Genomic DNA, 21748 nt, shown 5'->3' with positions numbered 1-21748 from the left:
GCGAACTTTCGCTATTCTGGCGTCAGTACCAGCTTGATGCCAAGACCGACGAAACCGGCGGCAAAAGCGACCCGCAGCCCCTGCAACACCCTGGGACGGGTCAGCACATAGCCGCGCATCGCGGCCGCGCAGGCGCCGTACAACATAAAGACCAGAAGCGTCATCAGCATAAAAATCCCGCTCAGCGTCAGCATCGCTTGCGCCGGGGAGGCGACATCGCTGCGGATAAACTGCGGCAGAAAGGCGAAAAAAAAGAGCGGCAGTTTCGGGTTGAGAAGGTTAATCAGCACGGCATGGGTGATGATTTTCAGCGGTGAACCGGCCTCATCGCGGCGCTCTGGCGTTAGCGCGCCCCGTTGAGCGAACGTGGTCCATGCCATGTACAGCAGCCAGGCCACACCGAGATATTTGATCGCGCCGAAGAGTTCCGGGGTGCGGTGGAGCAGCGCCGCCAGGCCGGTGACGGCAGCAAGCAGATGCGGAATGATACCAAGGGTACAGCCGAAAGCGGCCGCGAAGCTCCTGCTTCTTCCGGCACTGAGGCCGGTGGCGATGGTGTAGAGCGTCCCGGTGCCGGGGGCGAGCACAACCAGCAAAGAGGTCAGTAGAAATTCAGGGCTGATGAACGACATGGCGGTGTTCCTGTGAGAGAAATCGGTCGCACTGAGTATTTCGCCACACCGCGGGCGCGTCTTGAATAAAATTGCAGGGGGGTTAGCGGACGGAGTGATAGCTGCCCGGGGTGGTGCCGAACTGTTTTTGAAAGGCGCGCGTCAGATGGCTTTGATCGGCGAAGCCAGCCATCTGCGCGGCGTCGGCGGGGGCATGCCCGGCGCTTAACAGCCGACGCGCCAGCCGTACCCGGGACTGTACCAGATAGGCATGCGGAGTAATGCCGGTTTCGCGGGCAAAGCCGCGGATCAGCTGAAAACGACTCATGCCGCACAGCGCCGCGAGCATGTCGAGGGAGGTTTTTTCCTCCGGCGCATCGTCAAGATACTCTTTAGCCAGCGCGATGGTTGGGGAATAACGTACTGGCGCCGTCCGCACGAGACGATGGCAGCCGGTTGCCCGCAACAGACAGAGCAGCAGCACCTCTTCAAGCGCCGTCTCATCGCCCGTGCGGGCGGTGATTTCAGCGAACAGTCGCTGCATAAGCAGGCGCAGCGGCGGGTCATCGACCACCGGGCGCAGCAGAATATCCTCACTTTTGACCTCGCCCTGAAATTCATCGGCGACGAGCTGCGGATCGAGGTAGAGCATCTGCCAGCTGCGGGGACCGTTCAGCGGTACGCCATCGTGCATTTCTCCCGGGTTGACCATAATGATCTGCCCGGCCGAGGCGTCAACCTGGCCAAGATGGCTCCACGAGCGCTGGGCGCCGCGCGTAAAAATACCGAGGCCAAACTGCTCGTGGGCATGGCGTGAGAAGTGCTGTTCGGTCAGCAACGACATGGCCTCGAGGCCGGGGAGAGGCAAGTGATGCTGCTGGACGTGATGGATGCGGGGCGCCATGTGCTCCTCCCGAAGGGGTTCTGTGCGAGTGTAGTCCGGCGATCGTCATTTCCGCAAGCGCCGCACCGGCTTGTATTTGTCCGATGCTGAACGTAACATTTAACTAACATATTTTTTGACCGGGCGAGGGGTGTCTGCATCGCGCCGGCGTTCGCCTATAGCGAATGGCAACACACTGGATTAACCATGGATATTAAACAGCTCAAATACCTGATCGCACTCGATCAAACGCGTCATTTTGGCCAGGCCGCGGCGCTGTGCCATATCACTCAGCCGACGCTTTCGATGCGCATCCGCAATCTGGAAGAGGAGCTCAATCTTGTTCTGATTCAGCGCGGGCAGCGGTTTGAGGGGTTTACCGCCGAAGGCGAACGCATTCTGGCCTGGGCTCGGGCGCTGCTGGCGGCTCATGACGGGCTGGAGGCGGAAGCGGCGATTTGTCGCGGCCAGATGGTGGGGCAACTGCGGGTAGGGATGGTGCCGCTGGCAAGCCTTAACCCGATGCAGCTGATTAAACCGCTGGCCGGGAAGTACCCGGAGCTGCAGTTCAGCCTGCTTTCTCTCACCTCGGAGCAGATTATCGATGGCGTCAGCCGTAATCAGCTCGATCTGGGCATCTGCTATCTTCACCACGTCGATAGCCAGCTTTTCAACGTTAAGCGGCTGCCGGCAACGCGAATGGGGTTGCTGCATGATAAACGCCATTTTCAGTTTGCCGAAGGTACACCGGGCTGGGAAACGCTGGCCGCATTACCGCTTGGTTTTCTCACCAAAGGAATGCATTACCGTGAATCCATTGAGATGAGTTTTAAGAGCAAAGGGTTAACGCCGAAATATGTTTTTGAGAGCGATTCGACCTTCCAGATTATCCAGGCAGTGCAGGCAGGAATTTGCTGCGCCATTATGCCGCTTAACAATGGTCTGGAGGCGTTAAGCGACAATCTGGAGATTATCCCCATCGCCGAAACCGAAGTGGAGTCAATGCTGGCGCTGATCATGCGCAACCAGCAGCCGGTCTCGTCGCTGGCGGAAAAATGTTTTGCCGATGCGCAGGTGATTTTTAATTAACCGGGCCGGGGGATGGGAGGGCGTTACTGGGTCTCAATAGCGTATTCTTTTTGCAGAAAACGCCTTACTGCGCTGAGCGATGACGATTGACCGCCATGTCGGACGGCGCCGCCGAAATAACCCGGCGGCGCAGAGGACAGTCAGATATTTTCCAGCTCGATACCGCGGGTTTTCGGGCCGTAAATACCCACCGAGAGCATCACCATCAGCATGCTGGCCACGATAAAGCTAATTACCCCCGGGGTGCCGGCGTATTGTAAAATCAGACCGATCAGAATGCTGGTGAGCGCCGTTGACAGGCGGCTGAAGGAGTAGCAAAAGCCCACGGCTCTGGCGCGAATCCGGGTCGGGAAGATTTCCGCCTGGTAGGCGTGATAGCTGATGGTCAACCAGGCGTTGGACCAGGTAATCATAAACCCGCAGACAACCAGCATCACCGGGTTATTCTGCAGCGCAAACAGGGTGCCGAACACCACCGTCATCAGCGCGGAGAGCACGATCTGCCACTTATTCTCAAACCGGTGGACAAAGCGGGTGCAGAACAAGCAGCCCAGCGGGTAGGCGAGAGTGATAAAAAAGGCGTACAGCAGACTGTGGGTAATGCTTGCGCCCTGGCCGGAGAGCAGCGCCGGCAGCCAGTTGCCGAAGCCGAAAAAACCGATCGCCTGGAAGAAGTTCATCACCATCAGCATGATGGTCCGTCTGCGGTATTCCGGCGCCCAGATCTCTTTAAAGCTGCCGCTTTTACGCTGCGCTTCCCGGGTGTCCGGGACATGCTGCGGCGAAGGCGTGACGCCACAGCGCCGCTCCATCTCACACATCACCGCGTGCGCATCCGCATGGCGACCTTTCACCTCCAGCCAGCGGGCCGATTCCGGCAGTTTTTTGCGAATCACCCAAATGATCAGCGAACACAGCGCGCCAAAGATAATCACCCAGCGCCAGCCGGTCAGGCCGAACAGCGTCGTCGGGACCAGCATCCATGACATCAGCGCCACGGCGGGAACCGAGAGAAACTGGATAAAAAAGGCAAAGGCGAACGCTTTGTTGCGCAGATGGGTCGGGACCCATTCGCTCAGATAGGTGTCGATGGTCACCAGTTCAATTCCCAGCCCAATACCGACCAGAAAGCGGCACAAGATGACCCCTTCGGCGCTGTTCTGGAAAGCCATCAGCAGTGAAAATGCGCCATACCAGGCCAGCGCAAACATAAAGGTCAATCGGCGGCCCAGCTTGTCCGCCAGCGGCGCCAGCAGACTGGCGCCGATAAACAATCCGAAGAAGGTGGCCGAGGCAAATGAGGCTTGATCGGAGATGCCAAAAATGCCCTGTTGGTCGGTATGGAAAATATGTTCTGCCAGCAGTCCGGTACTGATATAACCGGTTTGAAAAAGATCGTAGAGCTCAAAGAAGCCGCCCAGCGCCAGCAAAGTAATAAACGACCACAGGCCGACAGAGGCAGGCAGGGCATCGATGCGGCGGGTTAAGCTGGCGTGGGGTTGTTCTGCGGGGGCAAAGGGCGCATCCCCCAGAACCTGGGTGGTAGACATATTATTATTTTCCTCAGATGAAATGTTTGCCTGCTAATGTTATTGGATTGTTAATGGTTTTAAATTTTTAATTCCTCTCCCTGTCGGGGTTCTACAGGTAAAAATATCGTGCTTAAGTCATAGACATGAGGAACTCACTGCTTTCTGCGCCAGGCCGCCGACGGATTTGAAGTAAACAACCAGGCACGCTCTTCATGAGTGGGTGAAAGGAGGGGCTGGCGAAGCTGCTAAGGGGGACGCTTAGCGTGGCGCTGGGGACGGCAATCATGAAGTAAGAACGTATAAAATGGCCCCGGCGTATAGCGGGGCCATTGTGACTGGCTCCGGCCGCTATTTTTCCTGCGGGGGGAGCGCCTGCAAAATCCGCCTGGCCTCCGGTTCACTCAGCGAATAAGCAAAAAAGCGCTGATAAAAGTCGCGGGTGACGGCGATCATATCGACATCGGCAAAGCGCTGCGGCTGAAGCTGTTTTGCCGCCCATTGAATCTGCAGCGCGCTTTCGCTGCCGTAGCGATCCCACGGAAAAACGCCCGCCGGGTTTTGTAGCACCCGGCCTTGTTTAACCGCCCGCAGCGCTGAGAACAGTTCACCATAAGCCGAGTGCTGCAGGTCACCGCACCCCGCACCGAGGATAATGACGTCCGGCTGCCAGGCCAGCACTTTCTCCGCAGAGATCTCCTGCATATTGCCGCTGATGCCCTGCGCCGCGTTACGTCCTCCCGCCAGCTGGATCCAGGTATCGATCAGCGTATGGCTGCCGTCAACCTTCAGCGGCTTCAGCGATTGGATATGCAGCACCCGCGGGCGTTCCGCGTCGGTGAGCGCGGCGTTTCGCTGGCCGACGCGCGCAATGACCTGTTGCAGGTACTGGTTATACGCCTGGGCGCGGGCCCGCGCCTGCGGCGTAGCGATAACCTCTGCGGTGGTTTCCACCGCGCGGGCCAGCGACGGATAGTCGCTAAAACGCATCTCCATCACCGGCAGACCGGCCTGGCGATAGGCATCGGCATCACCGTCTCCCTGGGCGACAAAGACCACCTGAGCGCCGCGCGCCAGCAGCGCTTCGCTGGTAAAGTGCGGGCCGCGGCCGATCAGCGCGTGATTCAGCCGCGGATCGAGGCGGAACATCCACGGGCGGCTGTCCGGGCGGTTGACCGTCGCCACGATATCGCCGCCGGCCCCGAGGGTCATCAGCAGCGAGTGGTGGGCGAACCATCCTTCAGCCACCCGCGTCACCGTGTCCGGTAGGGTGACGCGATGTCCGGCGTCATCGGTGACCTGGCGGTCGGCCAGCGCCGGAATGGCGAGGCAAAGCGTAAGTAAGCCAGCGGCAATCTTGTTCATCATCGTCCTCAGAAATCAAACTGCACCGAGGCAGTCGCTTCGCGCGGTGCCCCCAACTGCGCACTGGCGTACCCGGCGCCGGTGTAACCGGTCAGCGCGCCAGGAACGACGTTGCTCCAGTAGCGGCGGTTAGTGACGTTAGTCACTGCTAACCTAAATGTGGTATCGGTACCAAACAGCCGGGTGCGGTAGTTGCTGCCGATATCCACCGTGGTATAGCTGCCCACCCAGCTATCGTTGGCGTTATCGGTCGGGCGACGACCGACGTAGCGAAGCGTACCGTTAACATCAAGCCCAGGGAGCGGATCGATGCTGTAAATCGCCAGCATACTGGCGGTGAAGCGCGGCAGACCGACTACCTGCTTATCGTCAGCATCGGCGCTCGAAGTGTTGTGCAAACGCGGGTCGAGCCAGCTGCCGCCGCCGAACAGGCGCAGGTTCGGGGTGACGTGACCATCGGCCATCAGCTCCAGCCCGCGGTTTTTCTGCGTTCCGTCCTGGGCAAAATCACCGCTGGCATTGGTATAGGCGAACGGGCGTTCGGCCTGGAACAACGCCGCGCTAAGCAGCAGATCCTTATGCGGGGCGTATTTCGCGCCGACCTCCACCTGATGGCTGCGGTAGGGGTCAAGGACCTCGCCGGCGTTATTGGCTCCGGCAGGCGCGGTATCTCCCTGCTGCATACTATTGGCCCAGGTCGTATAGAGCGTCACATTCTCCACCGGCTTGTACATCAGGCTGGCGGAACCGCTGGCCCCCCGATCGTCATGATTGCTGCTACGACTGCCGGTTTTGCTGTAGTTGTCTACGGTAAACAGATTTTCGCTACCGGAGAGCAGCAGGCTCCACCGGGGATTAAAGGTCAGCGTATCGCTCAGCAGAAAGACGTGCTGCGTGGTGGTGGCGGAATGGTAACGGTCGGTAAAATCCGGATAGGCGGGGCGGGCGTAATCCGGGCTCTCCTCCAGCGAAGAACTGCCCAGCGTTTGCGTACCGCCATTGCGTGGGTTGTTGTTTTTCCACACGAAACCGCGCATGCCAACCGCCAGGTCATGCTGTAACCAGCCGCTATCAACGCTGCCGGTGAGGTTAACCAGGTAGCTGTTGATGGTAAATCGGCTGGCGGCGGAGTTGGCGGTCGTGGTGGCGTAATGACCTTGATTATCGGTCAGCGTATTGGTGACGGTGGTCGATTCACGGTCGGCTATCTGGCGCAGCACGCCGACGTCCAGCAGCCAGTTACCGTCAAAATCATGCTTAATATGCAGGCTGCCGGTGGTGGTGGTGTCGTCGTTGCCGGCGTAGTACTGACCATATTGGCTTTTAGTGGGATCCAGCGGCGACGGGAAATGGGTCCCTTTTGCCAGAGCGAACGAGCCGGGCAGCCCTTTTTGATAGAAGTGGTAGTAGCTGAAGTTGCTCTCCAGCACCGTCTGGTCGGTCAGCTGGAAGTCGAGCGCCAGACCGGCATACTGGTTGCGCTGACGGCTACCGTGGGTATAGCTGCTGCCGTCCTGATCCAACAGATTGAGGCGATATTTTACTCTGTCGGCCGCGTCAAGCGGGCCGCTGAGGTCCAGTGCGGCATTCGCGCCGGACGCCGTCCCGCCGCCAACGGTCACCCTGCGTAGCGGCACATCGGTAGGCCGTTTCGAGACCAGGTTAAACATGCCCGCCGGGTTTGCCGGGCCATATAGCGCGCCGGCCATACCGTTCAGTACCTCAATGCGTTGAAACTGTTCAGCGGGATACTCGGTGGTCGACACCACGTTCAGGCCATCAATCATGCTGTTCTGCACCACGCTGCCCTGCATACCGCGGGTTTGCGGACGAACGCCGTCGCCCTGGACGGAGGGCAGATAGCGGTAGACATCTTTGACGCTGCTGGCCTGTACCTGGCGGGTCAGAGAGTCGGAGAGCGTCTGCACGGACCACGGAACGTTAATCAACTTCTGCTTGCCGAGGTTGCCTGCCGTAGCCTGCTGTTCCGCAGCAGGCGTGACATCATCAAGGGATTGGGTATGCGGTTCTGCGGTGACAACCATGGTTTCTGCTGCATATACAGGCATCGCCGGCAGAATGGGAGAACAGGGAATCATCCCGGTTAATAAAACGAGTTTATATGAGCGCATTAATTTTTAGTTCAGACGGATGAAAGTGGAATGAGGCGGGGAAAATCTCGTCTCTGTCTGAAGGGTACGGTTTTTATTTGTATGACAAAAAGATAAAAAACATCGCTGTATATGTCAATATATAACGATGTTTTTTGTACGTCGGCACCGTCAACCTGGTACGGAATCAACCACACTATCCATCTGTTTTTGCTGGTTATAATGTGTTGGTATACCCCGGAAGAGAACAATGGTTTTTTTTCAGGTCCGGGGGAGGAATACAGCCTTTGTGCTGCAGATAAGCTTGTTATTGTCGTTCAGTGAAGGTGTAATTGGTGAGAATTCCTCATCTTTTTTCCGGGGCAGCTGCGCCGGTGACACCACGAAGAGCGAAAATGACGCAAGGAATGACCGAATTTAGTTTTGCCTCGTTTATGGCACAGCGGGCCGAGGCGCTGGCGTTGACCCTCGATGCGGACCAGCAGGCGCTGATTACTCAACTGGACGCGCTGGGGCACGGGCTGGCCGCAGGCAAGGCCACGCGTGTTAAAGGGCTGTACGTCTGGGGGCGTACCGGGCGCGGCAAAAGTTTTATTATCGATCATTTCTTTGCCAGCCTGCCGCTGGCGGAAAAGCGCCGGGTGCATTTCCACTATTTCTTTCGCGAACTGCATCAGCGGCTGAACGCGCAGCCAGCGCCAACCCTGCCCGAGGTGCTGGTACAGATGACCGACGGCTGCCGGCTATTGTGTTTTGATGAGTTTCATCTCCACGATCCGGGCGACGCCATGTTGGTGAAAGCGCTGCTTACGCTGCTGTTTCAACGCGGTATCATTCTGTTGGCTACCTCCAACTACCCCCCGGATCAATTACTGGCTAACCCGCTGTATCACGACCGTTTTGTGCCGTCGATTGCGCTGATAAAACAGCACATGACGGTAGCGGCGCTCAATGGTGAAGAGGATTACCGGGCGCGCCATGCGCCGGCGGAAAATCCATTCTGCCGCGGGAGGTTTCTGGTGCAACCCTCTGCCCAAACCCGTCAGCGACTTGAACTGCCGGATCCCTGCGCCACTGCGCAGCCGCTGCAGGTGGGCTATCGTACGCTACACGCCGCCTCCGCGCCGACGCATTTGTTGCATTTCACCTTTAGCCAGCTGTGCATGGCGGCAACGTCGGTAATGGATTATCTGGCGCTCTGTGAACAGCATGAGCGCTGGCTGCTGGATGCGGTTCCGCCTTTGCGTCAGGCAGGCCCGGCGGCCCAGCAGCGCTTTATTAATCTGGTGGATGTGCTGTATGAAAAGCAGTGTCAGCTGATCGTGGTGGCCGCCTGCGGACTGGGCGAACTGGTGGCGGATGTCGAACAGGAAGATATTCAGCGTACCTACAGCCGGTTATTACAGCTGCGACAAACATGAGAGGGGAAGGGGAAAAGCCCCGGCGGACATAGCGCCCGCCGGGGAGGGAGATTACAGATCGTAACGGTCGAGGTTCATCACCTTGGTCCAGGCCGCGACAAAGTCTTTAACCAGTTTCTCCTGAGCATCCTGGCAGGCGTACACTTCCGCCAGCGCCCGCAGTACTGAGTTCGAACCGAAGACCAGGTCGGCGCGGGTGGCGGTGTACTTGCTCTCACCGCTCTGACGATCGCGGCCTTCGAACAGTTCGCCCTGCTCGTCGGTGGCGTTCCAGACGGTGGCCATGCTGAGTAAGTTGACGAAGAAGTCATTACTCAGGACGCCGACGTGGTCGGTGAAGACCCCGTGCTGGCTGCCATCATAGTTGGCGCCCAGCACCCGCAGGCCGCCCACCAGCACGGTCATTTCCGGCGCGGTCAGCGTCAGCTGCTGAGCTTTATCCAGCAGCAGCGTTTCTGTCGAGACGCCACCTTCGATCCGGCGATAGTTACGGAAACCATCCGCCAGCGGTTCCAGCAGATCGAAAGACTCGATATCCGTCTGATCCTGACGGGCATCCACCCGGCCCGGCGCGAACGGTACGCTGACCTGCACACCGGCAGCCGCAGCGGCCTGTTCGACACCCACGACGCCCGCCAGCACGATGATATCGGCCAGCGATGCTTTACCCGAGGCTTTCTGAATGGCCTGCAGCGTCGGCAGCACTTTTGCAGCCACGGCGTTCACCGGCCACGATTTCTGCGGCTCCAGCGCCAGACGCGCGCCGTTAGCTCCGCCGCGTTTGTCTCCGCCGCGGAAGGTGGAGGCAGAAGCCCAGGCCACCGACACCAGCTCGCTGACCGACAGCCCGGCATCGGCGATAGCGGTCTTCAGGGTCGCAATATCCGCCGGCGTTGGGTTGTGGATGGCGGCCGGTAACGGATCTTGCCAGATCAGGTCTTCTTTCGGCACTTCCGGCCCGAGGTAGCGTGATTTTGGCCCCATATCGCGGTGGATCAGTTTGAACCAGGCGCGGGCAAAGGCTTCATTAAAGGCCTGCGGATCGTTGAGGAAGCGACGGGAAATCTTGCCGAATTCCGGGTCGAAGCGCAGCGTCAGGTCGGTTACCAGCATGGTCGGCTTGCGTTTTTTCTCCGGATCGAACGGATCGGGGATCAGGTCCGGGGCGTCTTTGGCTTCAAACTGAATGGCGCCAGCCGGGCTGCGGGTCTGGACCCATTCGTATTTGAACAGGTTCTCGAAGAAGTAGTTGCTCCACTGGGTCGGGGTCTGTGTCCAGACCACTTCCAGACCTGAGGTGATCGCATCGGGACCGGCTCCGCTGCCGTAGCTGTTCGCCCAGCCGAGGCCCTGCGCTTCAATCGGCGCGGCTTCAGGTTCTGCGCCGACGTGAGTGGTTACCGCTGCGCCGTGCGTTTTACCGAGGGTATGGCCGCCGGCGATCAGCGCGACGATCTCTTCATCGTTCATGGCCATGTTGCCGAAGGTTGCACGAATGGCAGCGGCAGCGGAGAGCGGGTCGCCGCTGGCGTTCGGGCCTTCCGGGTTAACGTAGATCAGACCCATTTCGGTGGCACCCAGCGGCTGTTGCGCCAGGCTTTCCGGGTGACGATGTTCGAGCCAGGCTTTTTCATGGCCCCAGTCAACGTCCAGATCCGGTTCCCAGACATCTTCACGACCGGCGCCGAAGCCGAAGGTGCGGAAACCGGCGTTTTCCAGCGCGACGTTACCGGCCAGCATATAGAGGTCAGCCCAGGAGATTTTCTGGCCGTATTTTTGTTTTATCGGCCACAGCAGGCGACGGGCTTTATCGAGGCTGACGTTATCCGGCCAGGAGTTCAGCGGCGCAAAGCGCTGCTGTCCACGGCCTGCGCCACCGCGACCGTCAACGGTACGATAGGTGCCTGCACCGTGCCAGGCCATACGAATAAACAGCCCGATGTAGCTGCCCCAGTCTGCCGGCCACCACTCTTGTGAATCGGTCAGCAGCGCTCTCAGGTCTGCCTTCAGCGCGGCATAGTCGAGTTTTTTGAACTCTTCGCGGTAGTTAAAGTCTTCGCCGAGGGGATTTGAGCGGTTGGAATGCTGGTTCAGCAGATCCACGCGAAGTTGATTAGGCCACCAGTCGCGGTTGGCGGTGCCGCCACCGGCACTTTGGACGGGCTTCCCTGCGTGAAAAGGGCACTTCCCGGCGGATGCGTTGTTAGATGAATCGTTAGACGTGCTCATATCAGGCTCCGTTTGCTTTTGTGAATGCCATTACGATATACACTGCAACCAATAAGTGATACTTGAAAGAATCTACGGAATTAATAGTTATATCCTTTTAACAACAAGCGATAAAGAAATCCATGAAATAAATGTGGATTAAAGCCAAAATACGTAAAGCCGCTTACGTACGTTGCCGTTTGCTAATCAGTATAGGACACTGTAGCGAGGCCTCTGGCGATAAAATAAGCGGTTGCAAAAAAAGCTAAGCAGGTGAATTCTGGTCATTTACTGGCTATCGTCGCGACGACGATAAATAAGATTATCGCGGTTAAGATCCTCCGTTTATATAACCCGGCGGTGCTCGCAGAATGTGCCCGGCGTCTGTTTTCGCGCCGAGTGCGCTTTATTACGTGCGGGCAGGTTGTCTGCACCAAATTTATGCATTGCCCCAAAACCACTCCCCATTGTGGTGTGACGCCCCGTGACCACTATCTATCTTACTGAATTAAAAAGAACAATTTTCTGGCATGCCCTTTGCAAACAATAAACCAGAAGGCAGCGCAACAGACAATCAAGATGATCCAATAGCTGGCTAGGGTTCCGGTTCACGCAGGTGAATGTCTGGTCCGAGAGCTGGCGACCTCTGCGAGGTTACACGGCGGGACAAAAGCCCGGGAGACAGCAGCACCGTCAGGTGTCGCGCTGCTCCTGTTTTTGTGCCAACCAGAGGTTCATAATGAAGACATCCCGTGTCATCCGCTCACTCATGCTGTCGCTGGCGCTACTGGCCAGTTTCCCTTCCTTTGCCGCCGTAAAAAAAGAGTTCAACGTCTGCTGGACGATCTATGCCGGCTGGATGCCCTGGGGCGCCATCAGCAACGAAAAAATCATTGATAAATGGGCCGCGAAATACGGCATCAAAATCAATATCGTCCAGCTCAACGACTATATCGAGTCGATTAATCAGTACACCGCGGGTCAGTTTGATGGCTGCACCATGACCAACATGGACGCGCTGACGATCCCCGCCGCGGGCGGGGTCGATACCACTGCGCTGATTACCGGCAGCTATTCCGACGGCAACGACGGCGTGGTGCTCAAAGGCAGCGCTAAAACGTTGGCCGATCTGAAAGGCATGTCGGTCTATCTCCCTGAGCTGTCGGTTTCGCACTATCTGCTGGTCCGTGGCCTGGAGAAGGCCGGTCTGCAGGAGAAAGATGTCAAAGTGGTGAATACCTCCGATGCCGATATCGTTTCCGCTTTTGGCACCAGCAGCGTCCGCGCCGCCGTAGCATGGAACCCGCAGCTGTCGGCGATTAAAAAGACCCCGCAGACCAGCGAAGTCTTTAGCTCAGCGCAGGTTCCCGGCGAGCTTATCGACATGATGGTGGTCAACACGCAAACCCTGAAAGATAACCCCGCGCTGGGGAAAGCCCTGACCGGCGCATGGTTTGAAATGATGGCCAAAATGCAGGCCGGAGACGCCCAGGCGCTGAGCGCCATGGCGGCAGATTCCGGCACCGACCTTGCGGGCTACCAGGCGCAGCTGAAAACGACCCACCTGTTCTGGACCGCCGCCGAGACGCTGACGTTCATCTCCAGCCCGGAGCTGGCAAAAACCATGCAGCGCGTGGCGCAGTTTTCGTTTGATAAAGGGCTGTTAGGTGAAGGCGCGCAAAGCGCCGACTTCATTGGCATGCGCTTCCCCGGCAACGTCACAGTGGGTGATAACGCAAATACCCGACTGCGCTTTGACGATAGCTTCCTGAAAATGGCCGCCGCCGGCCAGCTGTAATCATTGATGACGGGAGTGAACGCCATGCGCCAAATTAACCGCCATCCCCAGCAGGGCATGCGGCTGATGCTATTACTGCTGCCCTTTGTGTTGCTGATCGCCGCCTGGTTTATCGGCTCCGCTATTCGCCTTGAAGCGAATCCCCAGGACAAGCTGTTGCCCGGTCTGTCGCAGATGGCGGCGGCTATCGAACGGATGGCGTTTACGCCGGACAAACGCAGCGGCGAATACCTGCTGTGGGGCGATACCCTGATCAGCCTGACGCGCCTGCTCATCGGGCTGGCGGTGTCCGCGCTGATTGGCCTGAGCATCGGGATCGTGGCCGGCGTATTTCCGGTTTATCGCGCGGCGCTGTCGCCGTTGATGACCGTGGTCTCGATGGTGCCGCCGCTGGCGATCCTGCCGGTGCTGTTTATCGTCTTCGGTCTCGATGAACTCTCTAAGGTGATGCTGATCGTGATTGGCATCACGCCGATGCTGGCGCGCGACCTTGAACAGCGGGCGCGGGAAATCCCGGCGGAACTGTTTATCAAAGCGCAAACCCTCGGCGCCAACAGCTGGACGGTGGTCCTGCGGGTGGTCCTGCCTCAGCTGCTGTCCCGCCTGCTTACCTCGCTGCGTTTGCTGCTGGGATCGGCGTGGCTGTTTCTGATTTCGGCGGAGGCTATTTCCGCCACCGCCGGGCTGGGCTACCGCATTTTCCTCGTCCGGCGCTACATGGCGATGGATGTGATAATCCCCTATGTCATCTGGATAACCCTGCTGGCCTGGCTGATGGATCTGGGGCTGCGTCAGCTGCATAAAGTCTGCTTCCCGTGGGCCGAAGGAGGCCGGACATGAGTTTTATCCGCATCAACAATATCTGGCAGGAGTACGGCGACCATGTGGTGCTGGAGCGCATTAACTTAGCGGTCAAAGAAGGGGAGTTTTGTTCCATGGTCGGGGCCTCCGGCTGCGGGAAATCCACCTTCTTGCGCCTGCTGCTGGGGCAGGAAAAACCGACCCGGGGCACGATAACGCTCGATGGTCAGCCGCTGGCTCCCGAGCCGGATCGCAGCCGCGGCGTAGTATTCCAACGTTATTCGGTCTTCCCGCACCTGAGCGTGCTGGATAACGTGACCGTCGGTCTGGAGCTGCCGTCTTCGCCGTGCTTTGGCCGTCTGTTCGGTGCCCGCAAGCGCGCTGCCCGCGAACAGGCGGCGCAGATGCTGGACAAAGTGGGGCTCGCCCACGCCCTTGACCGCTATCCGGCACAACTGTCCGGCGGGATGCAGCAGCGGCTGGCGATCGCCCAGGCCTTTGTGATGCAGCCGCGGGTTCTGCTGCTCGACGAGCCTTTCGGCGCGCTCGACCCGGGTATCCGCAAAGATATGCACGCCCTGCTGCTTCAGCTATGGAGCGAAACGCGAATGACGGTCTTTATGGTCACCCACGATTTGGCCGAAGGATTCAACCTCGGCACCCGTCTGCTGGTCTTCGATAAGGTACGCCACGACCCGCAGGCCCCCAACGCCTATGGCGCGCGCATTACCTACGATATTCCGCTTAATGAGACCCGGATGTCGCAGATGCTCGGCGCCGGCACCGATAACAATGTCTATGCCTTAAGGAGATAGCCCGATGACAGCGCTTTTTCATACCTCACCAGCTCTGCGCGAAGAATTTTTGCCGGGCGGGGGCCATACCTCGTTCATTTTACGCCGTGGGCAGATCCTGCGTCTGACCGATATCGACGGCGGTGCAAACGTCAGCATGATGATGCTCAACCCGCACGAGAAAAGCGAGCGCCTGAACCTGCCGGATACCCTCAAGGGACAGCACACCGCGCGGCTGACGGCCGGACACTGTTTCTATTCCGATATGGGGCGGGTGCTGGCTGGCATCATCGCCGATAGCTGCGGCTGGCACGATCCGTTCGGCGGTGTGCTCAATGCGCAAGAGACGGAAGAAAAATATGGCGCGGGCCGCTACCAGGAGCTGCGCAACACCTTCCATCGCAATGGCGCCGATAATCTGCTGGTCGAAATGGGGAAATGGGATCTTGGCCTCGAGGATCTGCTGATGGTGGTCAACTTATTCAGCAAAGTCACCGTCGACAGCGCAGGGCGCTTTCAGTTTTGTGCGGGCCATTCCACCCCGGGTAACTACGTCGAACTGTTTGCGCCGATGGACGTACTGATGGTTCTGACCGCGCTGCCGCATCCGATGAACCCGTCGGGCGACTATGCCCCCCGTCCGGTCCAGCTGAGCTGGTATCAGGCCGACGATGAGCAGGCGGCGGTCGAATCGCTGTTTACCCGCGATGAAAACCAGCGCGCCTTCACCAACACCCACCTGTTCGCCCTTTGAGGAGCCCGAGATGAGCCTTGTGACCAGTACCCGTAACCCCGCCGATGCCGTCTATCGCCACGTGATTCCTGCGGGCGAACCCTGGCTGTTCGAAATCAAAACGGGGCAGACCCTGCGCCTGCTCGATCTTGAAGGCAACCAGGCTGTCGACACCCTGTTTTATTGTGCTGACAACCCTCGCGAACGTTACGATCCGCAGCGTACGCTGCGCCGCCAGGGCAATGCCTACCTGACGACCGGCAGCGTGCTGTACTCCAACCTCGGAAATCCGCTGTTGACCATCGTGGCCGATACCTGTGGACGCCATGATACCCTCGGCGGGGCCTGCGCGCAGGAGAGCAACACCGTGCGCTATGCGCTGGATAAACGCTACATGCACAGCTGTCGGGACAATTTTCTCTGCGCCTGTCTGCATGACGGTCGGCTGCATAAGCGCGATATTGGCGCCAATATCAACTTTTTTATGAACGTCCCGGTGACCGAAGCCGGCGGCCTGACCTTTGAAGACGGGATCTCTGGCGCCGGGAAGTACGTCGAGCTGCGCGCGGAGCGCAACGTTATCGTCCTGATCTCCAACTGCCCACAGCTGAATAACCCCTGCAACGGCTGGAATCCGACACCGGCGGAGGTACTGGTATGGAACTGACCCGTTGGCAGCGCTGGCGCCTGCTGGCCTGGCGTCTGTTTGCCGTTCGCGCCGACCGCCTGTTAAGCACACCATCGCGTAAGCCCTGAACGCCTGCGCGCCTCGGGGACGGCCCCGGGGACGTCGAATTTTTTTGCGGGACGACCCGCCACGACGTGAGTCCCTTGTATGTTCAAAACCTTACTGATTGCTAACCGCGGCGCCATCGCCTGTCGAATTCTGCGCACCCTGCGCGCGATGCAGGTGAAGGGCGTGGCGGTCTATTCCGACGCGGATCTCAGCAGCCTGCATATTCGCGAAGCCGATGAGGCAATCGGCCTCGGCGACGGCCCGGCGGCGCAAACTTACCTGGTGACGGAAAAAATCATCGCCGCTGCCTTAAAAAGCGGGGCCGAAGCTATTCATCCCGGCTACGGTTTCTTATCGGAAAACGCTGCCTTCGCCGAGGCTTGTGAAGCTGCCGGGCTGGCGTTTGTCGGCCCGACTCCCGCTCAGCTACGCACGTTTGGCCTGAAGCACACCGCCCGGGCGCTGGCCAAAGCGCAGGGCGTGCCGCTGCTGGAGGGGACCGGTCTGCTGGCCGACAGCGGCGAAGCGTGTCGGGCGGCGGACACCATCGGCTACCCGGTGATGTTAAAAAGCACCGCCGGGGGCGGCGGTATCGGGATGCGCGTCTGTCGCGACGCCCGCGAGCTGTCGGACGCCTTTGAGACTGTACAGCGGCTGGGGCAGAATAACTTTAGCGATGCGGGCGTGTTTATCGAAAAATACATTGAACGCGCGCGCCATCTGGAAGTGCAGATATTCGGCGACGGGCAGGGCGAGGTCATCGCCCTTGGGGTGCGCGACTGCTCAATACAGCGTCGGAACCAGAAAGTGCTGGAAGAAACTCCGGCGCCGAACCTACCGGCGGGGATGGCGGATGCGCTGTGCGCGGCGGCGGTCGCGCTGGGCAAAGCGGTCAGCTATCGCAGCGCCGGGACGGTCGAATTTGTCTATGACAGCGCGGCGCAGCGCTTCTATTTTCTTGAGGTCAATACCCGTCTGCAGGTTGAGCACGGCGTCACCGAGCAGGTGTGGGGCGTCGACCTGGTACGCTGGATGGTGGCGCTGGCGGCCGGGGATTTACCGCCGCTCACTGCGCTGCTGGCCGACCTGACACCACGGGGCCACGCTATCCAGGCGCGTATTTATGCCGAAGATCCGGGCCGTCAGTTTCAGCCTTCGCCAGGTTTGCTGACCGAGGTGGTCTTTCCGCCGGCGGACGGCGAAACGCTTCGTATCGACCGTTGGGTGGAGGCCGGCTGCGACGTGCCGCCCTTTTTTGACCCGATGCTGGCTAAAATGATCGCCTGGCGGCCAACCCGCGAAGAGGCGATCGCTGAACTGACCCAGGCGCTGGCGAACACCCGCCTGTATGGCGTGGAAACTAACCGCATCTACCTCCAGCAGATTCTGGCCTTTGAACCCTTTGTACAGGGTGAGCCCTGGACCCGTTGCCTGGAACAGCTGAGCTATCGGGCCGCAACCGTCGAGGTGCTCAGCGCCGGGACGCAGACCAGCGTCCAGGATTATCCCGGACGGCTGGGCTATTGGGCGGTGGGCGTCCCGCCGTCAGGGCCGATGGACGATCGGGCGCTGCGCCTCGGCAACCGGCTGCTGGATAACCCGCCGGGAGAAGCGGCGCTGGAAATTACCCTCAGCGGGCCAGCGCTGAAGTTTCATTGTGCAGCCCTGGCGGTGGTGAGCGGCGCCGGCGTTCCGGTTACCCTTGACGGTATCGCGCAAGAGATGAACCGTGTATTCCGTATCCCGGCCGGGGCGACGCTGAAAATCGGCGCCATCGAAGGGGCGGGGGTCAGGAGCTACCTCTGTCTGCGCGGCGGCATTCAGGTGCCGGATTATCTGGGCAGCAAAAGTACCTTTACGCTTGGACAGTTTGGCGGCCATGGCGGACGCGCGTTGCGCAGCGGGGATGTTCTGCATCTGGCGCCAGACGGCAGGGGGGACACCGGCGCCGCGCTGCCTGCTGTGCTGGTACCGCCGCTGGCGGCCGTACGTACCCTGCGGGTGATTTACGGCCCGCACGGCGCGCCGGAATTTTTTGCCGCGGACTACATTGATACGTTTTTTGCCACCGACTGGGAGGTACATTTCAACTCCAGCCGTACCGGCGTGCGGCTGATAGGTCCTAAACCGCTGTGGGCCCGCGAGAGCGGCGGCGACGCGGGACTGCATCCGTCGAATATTCACGATAATCCTTATGCCGTCGGCGCGGTTGATTTTACCGGCGATATGCCGGTTATTCTTGGCCCGGACGGCCCGAGCCTCGGCGGTTTCGTCTGCCCGGTGACGGTGATTGAAGCCGATCTCTGGCAGCTGGGGCAACTGAAAGCCGGCGACAAGGTGCGTTTTGTTGCCGTGGATCTGTCTACGGCCCGTCGACTGGCGGCAGGCTACCGGGATGAGCTGGCGACGCTTGAGGCGATGCCTGTTGCGTGGCAGCCCGCGCCGTTAACTTCCCCCGTGGTGATGAGCTGCGCAGAAGCAGATAAGCGTCTGGTGGCCCGTCTTTCCGGCGATACCCATCTGCTGCTGGAAGCGGGAGAGGCGGAGCTCGATCTGGTGCTGCGTTTTCGCATTCATGCTCTGATGCAGGCGCTGGAGAGCCGCTCCCGACCGGGGGTAATTGATCTGACGCCGGGTATTCGTTCTTTGCAAATTCATTTCCAGCCGGAAACCCTGACGCTTGACGCGCTGTTGAGTTGGGTGAGCGTGGAGTGGGCGGCGGTGTGTGTCAGCGACGATCTGCAGGTTCCGACCCGGGTGGTACATCTACCGCTGTCGTGGGACGACCCGGCCTGCCGCACGGCTATCGATAAATACATGACGACCGTGCGGCGCGACGCACCATGGTGCCCGAGCAACCTCGAATTTATCCGCCGGATTAACGACTTACCGGACGAACAGGCGGTATGGCAGACGGTGTTCGACGCCAGCTATCTGGTGATGGGGCTGGGCGATGTCTATCTTGGCGCGCCGGTGGCGACGCCGCTCGATCCGCGTCATCGACTGGTGACCACCAAATACAATCCGGCGCGTACCTGGACGGCGGAAAACTCGGTGGGGATCGGCGGAGCCTATCTGTGCGTCTATGGTATGGAAGGTCCCGGGGGCTACCAGTTTGTCGGCCGTACGTTGCAGATGTGGAATCGCTATCACGAGGTCGCCGACTTCGCCGGTAAACCCTGGCTGCTGCGCGTCTTCGACCAGCTGCGTTTCTACCCGGTTTCTGCCGATGAACTGCAACAGATCCGCCGCGATTTCCCGCTTGGCCGCTATCCGCTGCGCATTGAGCACAGTACCCTGCGGCTGGCGGAGTACCAGCAGTTTCTGCTGCGGGAAGCGGTAAGTATCGACGCTTTTCGCCAGCATCAGCAGCGCGCCTTCAATGAGGAACGCGAGCGCTGGATAGCCAGCGGCCAGGCGCATTTCGATAGCCAGGAGGTAGCGGCTGACGCGGGTGACGAGGCGCCGCTGCAGCGCGGACAGCAGGGCGTGGAGAGTCCGATCTCCGGCAATCTGTGGCAAGTGCAGGCCGCCGCGGGGAGTCATGTTCGCGCCGGCGACGTTCTGGTGGTGCTGGAGTCAATGAAAATGGAGATCCCGCTGTTGGCGCCGTGCGACGGCGTGGTGCAACAGATGAATGTTCAGCCGGGGGCGTCGGTACGCGCCGGGCAACGTGTGGCGGTGATCCTGGAGGAGAACGTATGAGTCAGCCAACCTTTGATTTACGCCTTGCGACCCTCGCAGAGGCTTACCGCCGCGGCGAATTGACCCCGCGGGCGCTGCTGGCCGATCTCCGCCAGAAGGCGCAGGCGCTGAATCCGGAGTATCAGCTGTTTATTCATATACTGACGGCGGAGGAGCAGGAGCCCTGGCTGGCGGCGCTGGATACGGTTGCGCCGGAGACGCTACCGCTGTACGGCGTGCCGTTCGCCATCAAAGATAATATCGATCTTGCGGGCATTGCCACCACCGCTGCCTGTCCGGCCTTTGCCCGCACCGCGACTGAGGATGCCACTGTCGTGGCCCAGCTGATTGCCCTCGGCGCTATTCCGGTCGGCAAAACCAATCTCGATCAGTTTGCCACCGGCCTAAACGGAACGCGTTCGCCCTACGGCCGCTGTCGTAACGCTTATCATGCGGATTATCCCTCCGGCGGATCCAGCGCCGGTTCAGCGCTGGCTGTGGCGCTCGGGGTGGCCAGCTTCGCCCTCGGAACGGACACCGCCGGCAGCGGACGAGTCCCGGCTTCACTGAATAACCTGATGGGGCTGAAGGCCAGCAAGGGGCTGATCTCTACCGCCGGGGTGGTGCCGGCCTGTCGGACCCTCGACTGTACGACATTCTTTACTGCCACCGCCGACGAGGCCAGTCGGCTGCTGGCCCTGACCGCACGGCCGGATCCGCGAGACGCCTACAGTCGCCGCAACCCGCAGTGGAACAGCCGTCAGGCCTTCGGCGTCCCGACGCCGGGATTTCGCTTCGGCGTGCCGCAGACGCTGAATTTCCTTGGCTGTGCGCAGAGCGAGGCGCTGTTTATGCAGGCCAAAGCGCGGCTCATTGCCCTTGGCGGCGTACCGGTCAACCTCGATATGACGCCGTTTCTTGCCGCCGCGCGCCTGCTGTACGACGGCCCGTGGGTGGCGGAACGGTATGCGGTGGTGGGCGCGCTAATCGAGCAGCAGCCGGAGGCGGTATTGCCGGTGATTCGCGACGTGCTGGCGAAAGCGCCGGGTACCGACGCGGTGACGACCTTCAGGGCAATGTACCAGCTGCAGGCGTATAAGGCGCAGTGTGACGCGATCCTTGAAACGCTGGATTGCGTCCTGACCCCGACCTGTCCGCGCCCGGTGACGCTGGCTGAACTGGAGGCCGAGCCGGTGCAGCGCAATGCCGATCTCGGCTACTACACCAACTTTATGAACCTGCTGGATTATGCGGCGGTGAATGTGCCGGTCGGTTTTCTGGCAAACGGTTTGCCCTCCGGCGTCACCCTGTTCGGCCGGGCCTTCACCGACCAGTACCTTCTCGGAGTGGCCGACGCTTTCCAGCGCGTGCAGCCACTACCGCTGGTCGGCGGGAGCCAGCTGGACGCTGCCTTGCCTGCGGCCACCGGCAGCCACGATCGCATGCCGCTGGTGGTCTGCGGCGCCCATCTTGACGGCCTGGCGTTGAACGGGCAACTGCGGGAGCGGGGCGGGCGTCTGCTGACGGCCATGCACAGCGCCCCGCGCTATCGGCTGTATGCGCTGGCCGACGGGCGCCGTCCGGGGATGGTGCGTGACGAAAACGACGGCGCGGCCATCGCCGTGGAGGTCTGGGAGCTGCCTTCGTCTGAGCTGGGCTCACTGCTGGCGGCCATTCCCGCACCGCTGGGGCTAGGCAAAGTCGAACTGTCCGACGGACGCTGGTTGAGCGGTTTTATCTGCGAAGGATACGGTCTGCAGGGGGCCACCGACATTACCGCCTACGGAGGCTGGCGGGCCTGGCTGACCCGCGGCTGACCCCAGGGCCTCTGTCTTCAGCGGACAGAGGCCCTTTTGTGACAATGTCACACCCATTTCATCCCCTGGTGGGGCTAGCGCCTGTCCGGCATCTAACATGCTGAAACATTTCTGCTAAATCATTAGCAACCTTTCTGTAGGGCTGGCGCCTCGATAACGCTATTCTGC

15 protein-coding genes and 1 riboswitch are annotated in these 21748 nt (G+C 60.0%); of the genes, 9 read left to right on the top strand and 6 right to left on the bottom strand.

Features of this window, described 5'->3' with window-relative positions; genetic code table 11:
* Positions 1 to 11: 11 nt before the first annotated feature.
* Positions 12 to 632, bottom strand: a complete 621-nt coding sequence (locus tag GRPL_RS08420) for a LysE family translocator (RefSeq protein ID WP_080718635.1) — start codon at positions 630 to 632, stop codon at positions 12 to 14.
* 82 nt (positions 633 to 714) lie between these two features.
* Positions 715 to 1515: a helix-turn-helix transcriptional regulator gene (locus GRPL_RS08425; RefSeq protein ID WP_032699876.1), complete on the bottom strand. Its 801-nt coding sequence runs from the start codon at positions 1513 to 1515 to the stop codon at positions 715 to 717.
* A gap of 186 nt (positions 1516 to 1701) precedes the next feature.
* On the opposite strand from GRPL_RS08425, the gene GRPL_RS08430 reads away from it, so the two are divergent.
* Positions 1702 to 2583: a LysR family transcriptional regulator gene (locus tag GRPL_RS08430; protein WP_032696227.1), complete on the top strand. Its 882-nt coding sequence runs from the start codon at positions 1702 to 1704 to the stop codon at positions 2581 to 2583.
* 140 nt (positions 2584 to 2723) lie between these two features.
* Here the strand turns inward: GRPL_RS08430 and GRPL_RS08435 are convergent, their stop codons facing one another.
* The 3 genes from GRPL_RS08435 to GRPL_RS08445 all read right to left on the bottom strand — a co-directional run bounded on the left by GRPL_RS08435 (position 2724) and on the right by GRPL_RS08445 (position 7609).
* Positions 2724 to 4133 (bottom strand): MFS transporter, encoded by a 1410-nt coding sequence (locus GRPL_RS08435; RefSeq protein WP_032699875.1) that lies wholly within the window; start codon positions 4131 to 4133, stop codon positions 2724 to 2726.
* A 330-nt stretch (positions 4134 to 4463) separates the two neighbouring features.
* The gene (locus tag GRPL_RS08440; RefSeq protein WP_032699874.1) at positions 4464 to 5477 is read right to left on the bottom strand and encodes an ABC transporter substrate-binding protein; all 1014 of its coding nucleotides are present in this window, start codon (positions 5475 to 5477) and stop codon (positions 4464 to 4466) included.
* Between the two features lie 8 nt (positions 5478 to 5485).
* Positions 5486 to 7609 carry a TonB-dependent receptor gene (locus GRPL_RS08445; protein ID WP_032699873.1) on the bottom strand — a complete coding sequence of 708 codons (2124 nt, stop codon included), beginning with the start codon at positions 7607 to 7609 and terminating at the stop codon, positions 5486 to 5488.
* Between the two features lie 374 nt (positions 7610 to 7983).
* Between GRPL_RS08445 and zapE the strand changes: the two genes are divergently transcribed.
* Positions 7984 to 9009, top strand: coding sequence for a cell division protein ZapE (zapE, locus tag GRPL_RS08450; protein ID WP_133959567.1), 1026 nt, complete (start codon positions 7984 to 7986; stop codon positions 9007 to 9009).
* Positions 9010 to 9060: 51 nt separating this feature from the next.
* Here zapE and katG read toward each other — a convergent pair whose 3' ends face one another.
* Positions 9061 to 11238, bottom strand: a complete 2178-nt coding sequence (gene katG / locus GRPL_RS08455; RefSeq protein ID WP_032699872.1) for a catalase/peroxidase HPI — start codon at positions 11236 to 11238, stop codon at positions 9061 to 9063.
* A 563-nt stretch (positions 11239 to 11801) separates the two neighbouring features.
* Positions 11802 to 11900: riboswitch (guanidine-I (ykkC/yxkD leader) on the top strand.
* A 56-nt stretch (positions 11901 to 11956) separates the two neighbouring features.
* On the opposite strand from katG, the gene GRPL_RS08460 reads away from it, so the two are divergent.
* The 7 genes from GRPL_RS08460 to atzF all read left to right on the top strand — a co-directional run bounded on the left by GRPL_RS08460 (position 11957) and on the right by atzF (position 21580).
* On the top strand, positions 11957 to 13015 hold the full coding sequence (locus GRPL_RS08460) for a putative urea ABC transporter substrate-binding protein (RefSeq protein ID WP_032687762.1): 1059 nt from the start codon (positions 11957 to 11959) through the stop codon (positions 13013 to 13015).
* 24 nt (positions 13016 to 13039) lie between these two features.
* On the top strand, positions 13040 to 13855 hold the full coding sequence (locus GRPL_RS08465) for an ABC transporter permease (protein ID WP_032696221.1): 816 nt from the start codon (positions 13040 to 13042) through the stop codon (positions 13853 to 13855).
* Positions 13852 to 14631 carry an ABC transporter ATP-binding protein gene (locus GRPL_RS08470; protein WP_032699871.1) on the top strand — a complete coding sequence of 260 codons (780 nt, stop codon included), beginning with the start codon at positions 13852 to 13854 and terminating at the stop codon, positions 14629 to 14631. The genes GRPL_RS08465 and GRPL_RS08470 overlap by 4 nt, the downstream gene beginning before the upstream one ends.
* A gap of 4 nt (positions 14632 to 14635) precedes the next feature.
* Positions 14636 to 15364: an urea amidolyase associated protein UAAP1 gene (locus tag GRPL_RS08475; protein WP_032699870.1), complete on the top strand. Its 729-nt coding sequence runs from the start codon at positions 14636 to 14638 to the stop codon at positions 15362 to 15364.
* A gap of 10 nt (positions 15365 to 15374) precedes the next feature.
* On the top strand, positions 15375 to 16010 hold the full coding sequence (locus tag GRPL_RS08480; protein WP_032687758.1) for an urea amidolyase associated protein UAAP2: 636 nt from the start codon (positions 15375 to 15377) through the stop codon (positions 16008 to 16010).
* A gap of 168 nt (positions 16011 to 16178) precedes the next feature.
* Positions 16179 to 19784, top strand: a complete 3606-nt coding sequence (gene uca / locus GRPL_RS08485; protein WP_032699869.1) for an urea carboxylase — start codon at positions 16179 to 16181, stop codon at positions 19782 to 19784.
* On the top strand, positions 19781 to 21580 hold the full coding sequence (atzF, locus tag GRPL_RS08490; RefSeq protein ID WP_032699868.1) for an allophanate hydrolase: 1800 nt from the start codon (positions 19781 to 19783) through the stop codon (positions 21578 to 21580). The genes uca and atzF overlap by 4 nt, the downstream gene beginning before the upstream one ends.
* The last annotated feature ends 168 nt before the right edge of the window (positions 21581 to 21748 follow it).

The organism is Klebsiella planticola ATCC 33531, assembly GCF_000735435.1.
GTDB lineage: Bacteria > Pseudomonadota > Gammaproteobacteria > Enterobacterales > Enterobacteriaceae > Klebsiella > Klebsiella planticola.
This window is presented reverse-complemented; position numbering and strand designations above follow the sequence as displayed.

Bases quoted from the DNA above. Each gene is read 5' to 3' on its own strand.
- zapE (WP_133959567.1), top strand. From the start codon at position 7,984: ATGACGCAAGGAATGACCGAATTTAGTTTTGCCTCGTTTATGGCACAG.
- GRPL_RS08430 (WP_032696227.1), top strand. From the start codon at position 1,702: ATGGATATTAAACAGCTCAAATACCTGATCGCACTCGATCAAACGCGT.
- GRPL_RS08460 (WP_032687762.1), top strand. From the start codon at position 11,957: ATGAAGACATCCCGTGTCATCCGCTCACTCATGCTGTCGCTGGCGCTA.
- uca (WP_032699869.1), top strand. From the start codon at position 16,179: ATGTTCAAAACCTTACTGATTGCTAACCGCGGCGCCATCGCCTGTCGA.
- atzF (WP_032699868.1), top strand. From the start codon at position 19,781: ATGAGTCAGCCAACCTTTGATTTACGCCTTGCGACCCTCGCAGAGGCT.
- GRPL_RS08480 (WP_032687758.1), top strand. From the start codon at position 15,375: ATGAGCCTTGTGACCAGTACCCGTAACCCCGCCGATGCCGTCTATCGC.
- GRPL_RS08435 (WP_032699875.1), bottom strand. From the start codon at position 4,133: ATGTCTACCACCCAGGTTCTGGGGGATGCGCCCTTTGCCCCCGCAGAA.
- GRPL_RS08440 (WP_032699874.1), bottom strand. From the start codon at position 5,477: ATGAACAAGATTGCCGCTGGCTTACTTACGCTTTGCCTCGCCATTCCG.
- GRPL_RS08445 (WP_032699873.1), bottom strand. From the start codon at position 7,609: ATGCGCTCATATAAACTCGTTTTATTAACCGGGATGATTCCCTGTTCT.
- GRPL_RS08425 (WP_032699876.1), bottom strand. From the start codon at position 1,515: ATGGCGCCCCGCATCCATCACGTCCAGCAGCATCACTTGCCTCTCCCC.
- GRPL_RS08465 (WP_032696221.1), top strand. From the start codon at position 13,040: ATGCGCCAAATTAACCGCCATCCCCAGCAGGGCATGCGGCTGATGCTA.
- GRPL_RS08420 (WP_080718635.1), bottom strand. From the start codon at position 632: ATGTCGTTCATCAGCCCTGAATTTCTACTGACCTCTTTGCTGGTTGTG.
- GRPL_RS08470 (WP_032699871.1), top strand. From the start codon at position 13,852: ATGAGTTTTATCCGCATCAACAATATCTGGCAGGAGTACGGCGACCAT.
- katG (WP_032699872.1), bottom strand. From the start codon at position 11,238: ATGAGCACGTCTAACGATTCATCTAACAACGCATCCGCCGGGAAGTGC.
- GRPL_RS08475 (WP_032699870.1), top strand. From the start codon at position 14,636: ATGACAGCGCTTTTTCATACCTCACCAGCTCTGCGCGAAGAATTTTTG.